Annotated in this window: 11 protein-coding genes; 6 read left to right on the top strand and 5 right to left on the bottom strand. The window is 62.8% G+C overall.

The features are described from left to right. The first annotated feature begins 27 nt into the window (after positions 1-27). The 5 genes from AC1DCJ_RS09205 (at position 28) to AC1DCJ_RS09185 (ending at position 4,662) form a co-directional block, all read left to right on the top strand. Entirely contained in the window at positions 28-1,377 is a 1,350-nt protein-coding gene (locus AC1DCJ_RS09205) for an acyl-CoA thioesterase/BAAT N-terminal domain-containing protein (RefSeq protein WP_478070760.1), read from the top strand. A 79-nt stretch (positions 1,378-1,456) separates the two neighbouring features. Beyond that, on the top strand, positions 1,457-2,254 hold the full coding sequence (gene thiD / locus AC1DCJ_RS09200) for a bifunctional hydroxymethylpyrimidine kinase/phosphomethylpyrimidine kinase (RefSeq protein WP_478070759.1): 798 nt from the start codon (positions 1,457-1,459) through the stop codon (positions 2,252-2,254). A 191-nt stretch (positions 2,255-2,445) separates the two neighbouring features. Then, positions 2,446-2,997, top strand: coding sequence for a CPBP family intramembrane glutamic endopeptidase (locus AC1DCJ_RS09195; RefSeq protein WP_478070816.1), 552 nt, complete (start codon positions 2,446-2,448; stop codon positions 2,995-2,997). Positions 2,998-3,412: 415 nt separating this feature from the next. Next, complete coding sequence (locus AC1DCJ_RS09190; RefSeq protein ID WP_320491546.1) at positions 3,413-3,988, top strand: sigma-70 family RNA polymerase sigma factor; 576 nt, start codon at positions 3,413-3,415, stop codon at positions 3,986-3,988. Next, a complete protein-coding gene (locus AC1DCJ_RS09185) occupies positions 3,985-4,662 on the top strand; it encodes a ChrR family anti-sigma-E factor (protein ID WP_478070758.1) in 678 nt (225 codons plus the stop codon). Before AC1DCJ_RS09190 ends, AC1DCJ_RS09185 begins: the two co-directional genes overlap by 4 nt. A 138-nt stretch (positions 4,663-4,800) precedes the next feature. On the opposite strand, the gene AC1DCJ_RS09180 is transcribed toward AC1DCJ_RS09185, so the two are convergent. Together AC1DCJ_RS09180 and AC1DCJ_RS09175 are read right to left on the bottom strand one after the other, a co-directional pair. After that, positions 4,801-6,954: a methyl-accepting chemotaxis protein gene (locus tag AC1DCJ_RS09180; RefSeq protein WP_478070757.1), complete on the bottom strand. Its 2,154-nt coding sequence runs from the start codon at positions 6,952-6,954 to the stop codon at positions 4,801-4,803. A gap of 86 nt (positions 6,955-7,040) precedes the next feature. Beyond that, complete coding sequence (locus AC1DCJ_RS09175) at positions 7,041-8,879, bottom strand: EAL domain-containing protein (protein WP_478070756.1); 1,839 nt, start codon at positions 8,877-8,879, stop codon at positions 7,041-7,043. A gap of 76 nt (positions 8,880-8,955) precedes the next feature. Between AC1DCJ_RS09175 and AC1DCJ_RS09170 the strand changes: the two genes are divergently transcribed. Next, complete coding sequence (locus tag AC1DCJ_RS09170; protein WP_478070755.1) at positions 8,956-9,333, top strand: hypothetical protein; 378 nt, start codon at positions 8,956-8,958, stop codon at positions 9,331-9,333. 210 nt (positions 9,334-9,543) lie between these two features. Here the strand turns inward: AC1DCJ_RS09170 and AC1DCJ_RS09165 are convergent, their stop codons facing one another. From AC1DCJ_RS09165 to AC1DCJ_RS09155, 3 genes are read right to left on the bottom strand one after another with little or no spacing between them, the layout of a single operon-like run. Then, positions 9,544-9,669, bottom strand: a complete 126-nt coding sequence (locus AC1DCJ_RS09165) for a hypothetical protein (RefSeq protein ID WP_313245409.1) — start codon at positions 9,667-9,669, stop codon at positions 9,544-9,546. Further along, positions 9,666-10,796, bottom strand: a complete 1,131-nt coding sequence (locus AC1DCJ_RS09160) for a PepSY-associated TM helix domain-containing protein (protein ID WP_478070754.1) — start codon at positions 10,794-10,796, stop codon at positions 9,666-9,668. The genes AC1DCJ_RS09165 and AC1DCJ_RS09160 overlap by 4 nt, the downstream gene beginning before the upstream one ends. An 8-nt stretch (positions 10,797-10,804) precedes the next feature. Beyond that, positions 10,805-12,943: a TonB-dependent siderophore receptor gene (locus tag AC1DCJ_RS09155; RefSeq protein ID WP_478070753.1), complete on the bottom strand. Its 2,139-nt coding sequence runs from the start codon at positions 12,941-12,943 to the stop codon at positions 10,805-10,807. Between the last annotated feature and the right edge of the window lie 33 nt (positions 12,944-12,976).

Below are 12,976 nucleotides of genomic sequence, written 5' to 3'. Positions count from 1 at the left end.
TGAGGTCTCCCTAAGAGCGCCACCTCGATGCGTCGATTCGCCCTCCTATCGCTTCTTTTGGCTTGCGCCAATAGTTACGCCGCGACGCTGAACATCATCTCGGCAGACAGTCGAGCTGACGCGCCACTGGGGGTGTCTGTCTCAGGCGTGCGGCCCACGGATGTCGTTGAGCTCAGGCTGGCCATGCGTGACTCAAAGGGCACCCGCTGGCGCTCCAACGCGGTCTATCGAGCGGATCTGGAAGGCAGGGTTGACCCCTCGACGACGGCCGCCGAGGCGGGTAGCTATACGGGAGTCGATCAGACGGGGCTGCTCTGGTCGATGAAGCCGGACGGTCCAGGAAGACCTTCGCCTTTCCCCATCAAAAGGAGGGATGGAGACCTGCGATTCGAGCCTGCGATTTTCACGCTCGAAATGGTTATTGAAGGAAACGTCGCGGAAACCGTCGAACTCCGCCGCTGGATCGACGGCGAAGACGTCTCCGCGTTCACTGTGGCGTCTCCTGGCCTGGTCGCCAACATCTATGCACCCAGGGGAGTGCTGACAGACGGCCGCCGTCATCCCGTCGTCATTACGCTCGGTGGCTCCGAGGGTGGCATTGAGAGCGCAAACATGTATGCCGCCTGGCTTGCCTCTCATGGGTTCTTGGCCATGTCAGTGGCCTACTACCGCATGCCTGGCTTGCCTAAGGACCTCGTGCGGGTTCCGATTGATCCTGTGTCGGTGGCTGTGGATTGGCTGCAAGAGCAAAGCTACGTCGACGCGTCTGGAATAGGTGTGTTGGGAGGGTCCTGGGGCGGCACGATTGCCATGGCGGCCGCGTCGCATGATCAGCGCCTGCGCGCCGTGGTCTCGATAGTGGGAAGTCCCGCGCCCTTCCGCGGTATACGGCGCGATATCGCACCGGCTGACTTCCGTGCGGTCGATGAGCCCGGTCTGACTTTGAAGGGGAACGATCTGCCCTTCCTGCCGTATAGGGAGGATTCGCGATGGCTTGATGAGGAAGACGCTACGGCGCAGTCGGCGTTGAAATCTGCCATGTTGCCGATCGAGAATATCAACGGCCCGCTCATGCTCGTGGCGGCTGGAGACGATCAGCTTGGTTTCTCTGGTGAGATGGCGGCGGTGGCGAGTCGCTATTTGGCGAAGCATCATCGTGATAAGTCGGACGAGATCGTCTACTTCAGTGATGCCGGGCACTTGATCTCCCCGTTCTGGCAGCCAACCTCCTATCGACACGACCTGGGTCCTTACCTGCAAGTGGGCGGCACCCCAACGGGCTATGCGCGCGCAGATCGCGAGGGGGGTGCGGCTGTCATCCGGTTCCTGCGATCGGCACTGAAAAGTGACCGTGATTCGCTCCCCGCGTCGAAGTGAACGAATAGGCAGTTCACCCTGCGCAGGCCGAGCGTTAAGCTCTCGGGCTCTGCGGTTGAACGGGTTTTTGGAGAAACACGTGATCCCCAACGTTCTGAGCATTGCAGGAACAGACCCCACCGGCGGCGCCGGCATTCAAGCAGACCTTAAAGCGTTCTCAGCGCTGGGTGCCTATGGCATGACTGTCATTGCTGCCGTTGTCGCCCAAAACACCCAAGGTGTCCGGCGATTTGTAGCACTTGACCCCGATTTCGTGCGGGCGCAGCTTGAGGCTGTCTTCGATGACGTACGCGTGGATGCAATCAAAATTGGTATGGTTGCCAACGCGGGCGTTGCCCGAGCTATCGCGAAGACGCTCCGTGAGCGTGCCACGTGCCCTATTGTCCTGGATCCAGTGATGGTGGCCAAAAGTGGTGACCGCCTCTTGGAGGAAGACGCGGTTGCGGTGCTGAGGGATGAGCTGCTTCCGCTATGCACGATCGTCACTCCCAACTTGCCCGAGGCCAGCGACTTGCTTGGTGTGCCCGAGGCCGCCAGCATTGAGCAGATGCATCAAACCCTGGATGCAATGGTGAAGCTTGGGAGCGAGTGGGTGCTGTTGAAGGGTGGACACCTGAAGGGTGATGAGAGCACCGACCTGCTGGCCGGAGATGGAGGGAGGTGGACCTTCAACGCCCCGAGGATCGCCACGCGAAACACGCATGGAACCGGCTGTACGCTATCTGCGGCACTTGCCGCGTTGATTCCCAAAATGCCTGTAGCTGATGCAGTCGGGGAGGCGAAGGCCTATCTAAGCGCTGCGATAAGCTCAGCTGAGAAGCTCGACGTAGGCCAAGGTCAGGGCCCTGTCCACCACTTCCACGCCTTGTGGCGTTAGTCGCTCCACGGGACTGAGACGGCTCCCCAGGTGACGACCGACCTTAGACACGAAGAATCCCTATGCAGAACACCTCTGATTCGACAGTGCCCTCAAGCCCGCACATCCGCATAGCGATGCCCATCAGGCTGCTCCTGGTGGCATGTGTGCTTGCATTGTCATATTTCCCGTGGCTCCCATTCCCGTGGCGCATGCCCCTGGTCGGTCTGCTAGGCGTGACGTTGGTTTGGATGGAGACGCGCTCATCATGCTCTTGTGGGCTACACCTGCGATCTTTCGGCCAAACGCTGGTGTGGATGGCCTTGCTGGTCGGGATTGTTGTTGGCCTTGTCGACCCGCTCATTCAACCTCTCGTGGATCAGCTGACGGACACGAAGGCCGACTACAGCGGCTACGGGCCGTTGCTTGGCAATTTGCCTGCTGCAATGACGCTTGTTGCTGGCGCGTGGCTTAGTGCAGCAGTCGGCGAGGAACTTGTCTTTCGCGCATTCCTCATGCACCAGCTTCACGCGCTCTTCGCTCTGGTGCCCGGCCGCATATATTTCGCGTCGTTGACTGGCGGACTGGTCTTCGGTCTCATGCATGCAAATCAAGGGCTGTCGGGGATCGTCGTGACCGGTCTGGTCGGTGCACTCTTTGGGTTTGCCTACCTCCGATCTGGACGCAACCTCTGGTCGCTCGTTTTGGCGCACGGCTTGATCGACACGTGGGGAGTGATGACGCTATACCTTGGTTGGTATTGATCAAGGTGGCTGTGGGGCAGGGGTTGATCGACGGATGACTCTCTCACGGTAAGTTGCTCGAACGGATACTGGTTGTCCGCGGTGCGGCGTGACAGCACCGAATGTGTGCGCTCAGAGATCGCGGCGACTGGCCGCTGGTCGACGGCCGAACGCTCGGCCACCCGGCCCCCAGCCATGGATTCAACGGATAACACTGATTGCGCAGTCAGGTTGCCATTGGGGGAGATGGGGTGCAGTTCATGGACATGAACAAGACGACAGCTCTGACCGTCATCCCTGCCCATTCAGCTGCATCCAGAAAAGCGTCCTGATCGTATAAAGGGGTTGAATTCGAATGCGCTGCTCCTTCGCCCGTTGACTGCCATCCAGGCAGTGCCCCTCGCGCCACGGACATCGCCCTTTTCAGGTTGCTCGAATGATCTCCGTTCCTCCCTCACAAAGCCACGAGCTGAAGCAATGGGTCGCCGAAATGGATGGCGTGGCCAGACGCCAGGATCGCGATTGCTTCATGAGGATCTACGACCATTTCATGCCACGCCTTTGCCGATACCTGAGTGGGTTGGGGGCCCCCCCGGTCGTCGCAGAAGACCTGGCCCAGGAAGCGATGCTCAAGCTGTGGAATGGCGCCGAGCTTTACGATCCTGCAAGAAGCGGGTTGGGCACCTGGCTCTATCGCGTCGCGCGGAACCTGCACATTGATCGGGTCCGGCGTGAACACATATGGGTGCATGCCCAGGATGTCGTGGACCAGGCCGCGGAGCATGACGTTCAACAGGATTCTCTGGCGGAGCTGCACGCCGAGCAGGTGCGGCTCAGGCAGTGCCTGGGCGAACTGTCTGCCGCGCAAGCCCGGTTGATCCGCATGTCCTACTTCGAAGCAAAAACCCACACTGAGATTGCCAAAGAACTCGGCATGCCGTTAGGCACCGTCAAGTCGCACATACGCCGTGCCTTTCTTCAGCTTCAGTCATCAATGGGAGAGCAGCGATGAGTCCCCGTCACCATTTGGATCCAGCCACCGTCCTGGGTTTTGCGGCGGGTTCACTGGGTCCTGAGATGTCCGTTGTTGCGTCGGCGCATATGGAGTCGTGCGGCCACTGCCGTCAGCAGTTGCGGTTGGCTGAAAGGATCGGTGGCCTGCTCCTGGATCAGCAGGCGTGCCCCGTGCCCGGGAAAGACACGCAAGCCGCCTTGCGCCAGGCGATGGTGGACAAGCTCGACCGCATTCCCGCTTCGAGAGGTGAGCAAGGCCTCTCCCAGATGGGGGCGAGCTCGGCACGCGATGACGTGGACCGTCTGCCTGCAGCGCTTCAGCCCCATTTTGGATCGTCCTACCGGTCACTGAAATGGAACTGGATGGCACCTGGCGTGCACTGCATCAGGGCACCCGGCCTTCCTTCTCTCATCATGATGAAGATAGCCCCCGGCAAATCCCTGCCCATGCACAGCCACGGAAACAGTGAGCTGACGCAGATACTCCAAGGGGCCTACGACGACGCGCTTGGGCATTTCGCACCCGGGGATGCGGCAGACCTGGGCGAAGATGTGGAGCACCAGCCCGTGACGACCCCGGGTGTCGCCTGCATCTGTGTCTGCGCGCTGGATGCCCCGCTGGTCTTCAGGGGGTGGATTGCCCGGAAGCTGCAGAAGGTGCTGAACCTGTAGTCGTGCCGAGGTTCACGAGGCGCTGCCAGCCTGGAACCGCCTTGACCAATACAGCATCAAGGGCCGCTCCGGAGCGGCCCTTGATAGTGAACGATGGCAGGTCGCCATGGTCAGTAGGCGAGGTGTTCGCTCCTCACGCTACTGCGCAGCGACAGCACGCAGATAAGGTGCCGTAGCTCGAGGCGCCGTCGCCCTATCGATCTTGAACACCGACACCGCCTCGCGAAGCCCAGACGCCTGTGTCTCCAGCTCTGTGGCCGCTGCGGCGGCTTCTTCCACCAGAGCCGCGTTCTGCTGCGTGGTCTCATCCATACGGCCGATGGTCCCGTTGACCTGTTCGATGCTGGACGATTGCTCCCGCGACGCGGACGAAATCTCCTGCATGATGCTCGTGACCCGTTGAACGCTTGAAACCACTTCGTCCATTGTGGAACCTGCCGTGGTGACAAGGTTGGAGCCCTCGGCGATCCTTGCGCCGGCATCATCGATGAGGTCCTTGATCTCTTTGGCCGAACTGGCCGCCCGTTGCGCCAGGCTGCGCACTTCCGATGCCACCACCGCGAAGCCCCGGCCCTGATCACCCGCACGTGCGGCCTCCACGGCTGCGTTCAGGGCAAGAATGTTGGTCTGGAAGGCGATGCTGTCGATGACCGAGGTGATCTCCGCGATCCGCCGGGAAGAGGATTCGATGCCGGCCATCGTGCTCACGACCTCACCCACGATCCGACCACCACGGCCGGCGACCGCCGCGGCCTCGATCGCCAGGCGATGGGCCTCGTCGGCAGAGGATGCGTTCTGTTTGACCGTGGAGGTCAGCTCCTCCATCGACGCGGCCGTCTCCTCCAGGCTTGCGGCTTGCTGCTCGGTTCGCTGTGACAGGTCCCGATTACCGTTGGACAGTTCGGTTGCTGCGCCAGTGATGGCCTCCGACGCGCTGTGGATGCGGCGGACGATATCGGCCAGATTGGTCGCGGTCTTGTTTGCATCCGCGCCCATGGTGGCGAACACGCCCCTGAAGTCTCCCTCCATGCGCGCGCCCAGGTTCCCGGAGGCTACCGTGTTGAGGAATGCGGAGAGGTCGGCGAGATTCTGCTCGGCAATGCCCATAAGGCCGTTGAGGTTCTCCACCATGGTCCTGAAGTCATACTGATAATCGCTGGGCGTGCCACGTGCCGAGAAGTCTCCCTCGGACGCCGCCTGCGTGAGCTCACGTATGTCCCGGCTGATGGAGGACAGGTTGGCCTTCACCTGGTCCATGGTCTCGGTAATGATGGCCTTCTCGCCGGGAAGTCGCTCCATATCGCCGGAGAGGTCGCCCACAGCGTAGCGGCCAATCAAACGCACCAGCTGCATCTTGATGGAAATATGCGCGGCAACGATGGCATTGGTGTCGCTGACCATGACACCAAACTCGCCCGGATAAGCCTCGGGATTCATCCGGTGGCTGATCTCGCCAAGCTCATGGCGGTGGGTCATCTCCCCCAGGTCAGAGATCACGCTTCTGACACGCTGGCGCATCTTCTCCATCGCGTGCAGCAGTTGGCCTGCCTCATCGCGTCGATCGGAGGCCAGCGGGGTATCCAGCCGACCTTCGCTGACATCGTTTGCGGCCCGTAGGGCCATGCCCATGGGGCGGACCACGCTGCGCGTCAACGCGACGGCAATGAGGCTACCCAGCACCAATGCCAGAAGTGTCGCGCCGATCATGAGCATCGCAAAACCACGCGTCGTTGCCGTCAGCTGCGAGGACGTGGCAGCGGTCTTTGATTCCTGCAGGTCGATGAATGCGTTGATCGATGACAGCCACGCGACAAATGCCGGCTTGGCCTGGCTGAGCATCAGCGACTTCGCCGCTTCAACATCACCCGCATCGCGCAGCGCGATGACACGCGCGAGCAACGGCAGCGTGTTGGCTTCATTGGCCTCGATCCGCTTCAACAACGCGGACTCTTTGACATCTGTGCTTGAGGCAAGCATCGCGGACATGGGGGCCGCAGAGGCGGCGTAGTCACGCGCCAACGCGTCGATGCCCTGGATGGATTCCGTCCGACCCCGACTGTCATCGGACAGCACCACGTCACGCAGGGCGATGGCGCGGTCATGCACGCTGCCCCTGAGATTGATGGCCATGCGCTGCTTGACGCTGTTGACCTCGTTGATCGAATGGAGGTCCCGTTCGATAAGGTTGACCCTATGGATTCCGATGACGGCGATGATGACCATCAGGCCAATGACAGCAGCGAAGCCGAGTGCCATGCGCTGGCCAATGCGCAGATTCCTTACGAATTGCATGGTTGAGTCCTAAGGCGAACGTACGAGGCAGGGAGGTGGGTGTTCGTTTCTGCAGCGCTGCATGTCAACGCATTGCCTGGAGGGTGTTACGTGTAGGTGCGACGTGTAACGCGGTGCTGGCGTGGGGCGAACTCACTTGCGATCAAACGGTGCGGCTGGATGGGGGTCACCTTTTCGCTCTGCGTCTGAGCGTGGCCCGCCGGACTGACGTGCTCGGCGACGGGCTCGAACAGCTCCGCTACCTTCAGGGCGGGCGCAGGCGCGGCTAGCAGGTAGCCCTGAATCTGATCAAAGCCCAGGCCCTTCAGCACATCGAGCTGCTCCTGGTGTTCGACACCTTCGGCAACCGTGAGGTAGCCCAGTTCATGGGCCAAGTGGTGGATGGCGGAGACCTTGGCTCTCGAACGCGGATCCGTGGCAACGCAATCGATCAGCGATTTGTCGAGCTTGATCGTGTGTACGGGAAGGTCGGACAGGTAGCTGAAGTTGCTGTAGCCACTGCCGAAGTCATCTATGGATATTCTGACCCCAGCACCTGCCATGGCGGCAATCTGTCCAACCGCAGTGGAGTTCGGGCTGAGCCACTCACCCTCGGTGATCTCGAACTCGATCATCGAGAACGGGATGGCCCTGCTGGAGAGCTTCTCGGCGATGGTGTCCCACGCGCCAGCACTGGAGAGAAAGCCGCTGGAGATATTGATGGACAGGGGGATCTGCCGCCGCTGCGCCAGCCATGCCTGAAGCTGATCCAGGGCAGTGTCCAGCACCCAGTCCGTCACCAGGTCCATCAATGCCGTTCGCTCGAATATCGGTATGAACTCGCGGGGGCTGATGGCGCCGAGAGTAGGGTGGGTCCAACGGATCAGCACTTCCACCGAGACCGGCTTGAGCCCCTTGGCGCCGAACCGCGGCTGGTACTCGAGATGAAAGTCGCCATCGAGAAGTCCCTGCTTGGCGTCCGACGCAAGCTGGTAGCCACGGTGAATCTGCGCGTCGCGTCCTTCGGAGTACCAGAGAAACGACTGGCGGGCATCGAACGCGCCATGGACGCTGACGAGCAGCTTGCGCAGAAGGTCGTGGCTGCTTTGATTGTCATCGACAACAGCGCAGATGCCGGCGTGGAAGCTCGGTGACATGGGGACTGCAGCCGCCATGAGCGGGCGCAGCATCTTGTCCCTCAACTCCAGAATCAGGTATTCGAGGTGCTGGGCTGAGGGCACGTTGACCACAAACGCGAACTGGGTGACGCCCACGTGGTAGATCGTGGCAATGCCTTCCAGAGCCGTGCGAAGCCGTACGCCGGCGCGCCGGATCAGGACCTCCATAGGCTGCAGCCCGAGTACTTGCCCTACCTCCGTCGCACGCGGAAGGTCGAGGACATCTACCGCCACTGCGTAACGTGTTTCGGATGGCGTGCGCGCGAGGATCCCGGGATAGTCGGCATGAAGCTGGTGGCGGCTGGGCAGGCCGCTGACAGGATCCAGGCGGCCGGACATGTTGCGCAGCTCCAGCTGTGCCATCACAAGGTGCGCCAGCGCCGACAATTGCTCCTGGTCGATGTGCGGGAAGTCGCGGGGCTCCCTGTCCATGATGCAGAGCGCGCCAATGACCACTCCGTTCTTTGCGATCAAGGGGGCGCCTGCATAGAAGCGAAGGTGTGGCGCGTCGGTGACCAGCGGATTGTTCCGGAAGCGCTGATCGGCCATCAGATCGGAGACCACAAGCACGCCATTGGCCGTCATCGCGTGCGCGCAGATGGAGGCGCGGATGCTTGTTTCCTGCACCGGCAATCCAATCTGCGAGACGAAGCGCTGCTTCACATCCCCCAGGATGGAGACGAACGCGACAGGTACGTTGAAGGCATAGCTCGCAAGGCGCGTGATTCGGTCCAGCGACGGTACGGTGTCTACGTCAGCGACCTGCATCGCGCTGAGGGCTGCCCGTCGTTCGTCTTCTGGGGTAGCTGGAGGGCACATCGGAGCTCGGTCGCAGGAAGGGGGGATGGTCAAGGGCACCCACGGGGGTTCATTCCGTGTTTCGCTCAACAGCCACCGTTGTACGAACGCAGTGGGCGTTTGGATTCAGTGCCTTGCATCTGCGCTGTCAGATGTTCAGGACGGGCGTCGGTTTTACAGCAGCCATTGCGGCGCGCGCGACGTATGGGTGACGCTGCGGGTCATGGTATTGACGCATCAGGTCAGGGGGGTGACGCAGAATGTCGCGCGGCGCATCGGCCGGGTGCTCGTTGCTTACCAGTGGCGTTTCGCGCCGCTGCGCGAATGGCGGCTGCGGTCCTTACGTCTGCGTTTCGTGGCAGCAGACTTCAAGGAGCCGGGCGAGTTGACCGTCATTCTCCAGGCGACCAGGGACCAACCCTGAGGTCATTCTTTCCTGGCCAGTTCTTGCGGCCGAAGGTGTCGGATTTCTGGCTACCCGTGATGGGATTGATTCGATGCGTTGCCGCCCCGTTCGGTTGACGGGCGTGGCAGGGCCTATGCCAGCGGGTCAGCGCACCGGCAACCGACGTGGACCGAGGGCCGGCCGATGCGCGTGCTTATCCTGTCGAGCAATGGTGTTTTGTGAGCATCGCTACTTCATGGCCTCAAGCGGCACCAGCGACGCCCACACCAGCAGCAGGGCCAGCCACAGCCAGCGCCAGCAACCCATGCCGTGCCACGCCGCGCGCCAGGGGCCGGGTAGCTTTTCATGACTCATGTCTGCCGCCTTTTGGCTGCGGATCGCAGCGAATCCACTGTGCGAAGTCCGTAGAGATACACGCCGGTGATGCACAGGCCGGTCAACAGCGTGCCCGCCAGCAACCAGAGCAGTCGGATGGGCCAACCGCCGAAGCTGCCGAAGTGCAGGGGATCGGCCATTTCGGCGATGCGCTGATGGACCCCCAGCGCACGGCCGTCATGCATGCCGATCACGTGCCCGGTGCGCAGGTCCACGGCGATGTTGTTGGCCCGCTCCCGCACCAGCCAGGCGTCGGCCTCCCCCAGGAACAGGATGCTGCCGCCATCGCGTGCGGGAATGGCGCCGAGGATGTGAAGGCGGGGCCATTGCTGGCGAACGGTCTGCACCGCAGCGTCCACGGCGGCCGGATCTACGGCGGCAGCGCGGTCATCGCCCTTGGCCAGTCGCATGGTCGGCGCCGCCGGTGCATCGCCGCCGAGGGATTCGATCAGATACCACGCCCCGGTCAACCCGATCAGCAGCAGAAACCACAGTGACCACACCCCGGCCAAGCGATGGACATCGCCCCACAAGCGGCGCGGTCGTGAGGGGTCGGGCCGTTTGAAGAAACCGCGCCACCACTTCTTGTAGATGTACAGACTGCTCAACAGCGACAGCAGCAACGGGATGGACAGCGCCGCCACCAGTGGCACGCCCCAGGCCACCGGCAGCATCAGGTGGCGGTGGGTGTTGCGCAGCAGCCGCTGCGTGTTGAACCAGCCCGTGTCGCCAGTCACCTGCGCGGTATAGGGGTTGATCCAGACAAAGCGTCGCTTGCCATCGGGCAGGCGCATCTGCGCGCGCGCCGCGAACAGGCGGGTGTGGCCGGCGGAGATGCCTTCCAGCTCCCAGTCAGGATGTGCCGCCTGCGCGGCATGGATGACCGGCCCCCAACCGGCGTGCTCACCCCCATCGGCCACGCGCATGGGGGCGTGCAGCAGCCAGTCGATCTCCTGCGAGAACACCGCCAGCGTGCCGGTGAGGCAGACAAAGCCCATGAACAGGCAGAGCTTCAGGCCGAGCCAACTGTGCAGGTCGAACCACAGCCGGCGCCCACTCCCGCTGCGTGCAGGGCGGTTGGGGGGCGCTGGCGTAGGCTGGCGCATGGGCGGGCTCAGAAGGCGTACGCCGCTTGCACGTACACGCGGCGTGGCTCACCCGGGAAGTGGCCGGTGCGCTCGGTGAAGCCACTGGCCGCATAGACCTTGTCGAACAGGTTTTTGACGTTGGCCTGGAACTGCCACTGCTGCCACTGCGTCTTCCAGCTCATGTCGAACACGGTGTACGGCTTGACCCGTTGGCCATCCAGGCTGACGCGCTCATCCACGTAATCGGCGCCGAAGCCGATGGCCGAATTGATCGCCGGCAGGTCGTAGCGCGTCCACAGGCCGAGCTTGTTCTGCGGCGCATTGGCGAAGCGATCACCGGACGCATTGGTAATGCCATTGCTGCCGGCATCCTTCACCCGCGCATCGTTGTAGGCATAGGTCAGGTTGAGCACCCAGCGGTCGGTGACATCGGCCAGCAGATCCAGCTCCATGCCCGTACTGCGCACCAGGCCCAGGGCGGCCAGTTGGTTGACGCCGTCCACGATCTCGCCGGTGGCCTGCACGATATTGCTGCGGTCGATACGGTACGCGGCCAGGTTCAAGGTCACACGCTCGGCCAGCAGGGATTTCAACCCCACTTCCCATTGTTTGCTGCGCTCGGCATCGAACGGGCCGCCAGCCTCGGCGCTCTGGTTGGCCGCGCTCTGGGGCATGAAGCCGCTGGCGATATTGGCGTAGACATTGATGCCTTCCCGCACGGTATACGTGCTGCCCAGCCGCCAGCTGATGTCGTTGCCGTCCACGCGGGTGCCGGCCATGCGGTCATCGTCCTTGAAGCCATCCCAGCGCAGTCCGGCCAGCACATGCCAGCGCGGGGTCAGCGTCAGTTCGTCCTGCAGGTAGCCGCCATAGCGCTTGCTGCGCGTGCTCGTGCTGCGCCAGGGCAGGGCGGCCAGGTTGTAGTCGCGCCACGAACTTTCGCCATACACCGGGTTGAACAGGTCGATCCCCGGCACCGGGCCGGCACCCCGCGCCAGATCCGCGCTGTTGGCGGTCTGCGCGGTGAAGTCGGCATCCTGCTGGTACACATCGGCGCCGAACAGCACCTTGTGCTCGATGCTGCCGGTGCTGACGCGCCACACGGCGTTGCCGTTGGCGGTGAATGCATCGTTGTCGCGGATCTGATTGCGCAGCTGGCGGGTCATCCACTCGGGCACGCCGTCGCGGTTGCGGTCGATCAGCCCCATCGGCTCGTGGTAGATCTGGTGTTCGTTGTTCTCGAACCAGCGTGCACCCACATCCACGTCCAGGTGGGTGCTGGGCGAGAAGCGGTATTGCGCCAGCGCAACCTTGGCACGCATGTCGAGAAAGTCGGTGGCTTCATTGTGGTTCCAGCGACGGTCGGTCAGAAAACTGCCGTTGTCGTCCACCGGCACGCCGCGCAGGCGGTTGCCACCCAGGTTCTGGGTGATGTCGGTGAACTGCAGGGTCAACTCGCCGGTGTCGCCCACGTCGAAGGCCAGCGAGGCATCGCCGATCACGCTTTCGCTGTCCGCGTTCCAGCGCACGCCCTGTTCGGTGTCGCCATACAGCCCGGCGCGGTAACGCACGCTGCCCGTGGTGTTCAGCGGCCCGGTGGCCTCGATCGACGCAGCCCGGAAATCGTTGTTGCCGGCCTGCAGTTCGATGCGGCGTTCGGCTGTGGCTTTGGGCTTGCGCGTGACGTAGTTGATGACGCCCCCGGCATCGCCGCCGCCGTACAGGGCGCCGGCCGGTCCCTTCAGGACTTCCACGCGCTCGATGTTGAACAGCTGCGGCACCGAAAAGCCGGCATAGGGGTCGCCGCGCAGGCCGTCATACAGCACGTTTTCCTGGCGGAAGCCGCGCAGGGTCACGCCGGCATAGCTGAAGAAACTGATGCCGCTGATGCTGCGGTACAGGTCGGTGATCTGGCGGGCCGCCTGGTCTTCAATCAGCTCACGCGGCACCACCTGGATGGACTGCGGCACCAGCGCCAGCGGCGTGTCCGTCCGCGTGCCCACCGTGGCGTCGTCCACCCGGTAGAGGGTCTGGGCGCGACCGAGCACCTGCACTGCGTCGAGCTGCTGCACATCGGGGGAGGAGGGTGGAGCGGCGTGGGCCGAAAGGCAGGCCAAGGTCAGGGACAAGCCCAGGGCAGAGGGGCGAAGCGACGGGCGGGTCATCGGGGGCGGGGAGGGGGTAGGTGCGAATGAGAA

It is taken from the genome of Stenotrophomonas sp. 10N36 (assembly GCF_056395005.1).
Note: the sequence above shows the minus strand (reverse complement) of the source record. Positions and strands in the feature narration are given on the sequence as shown.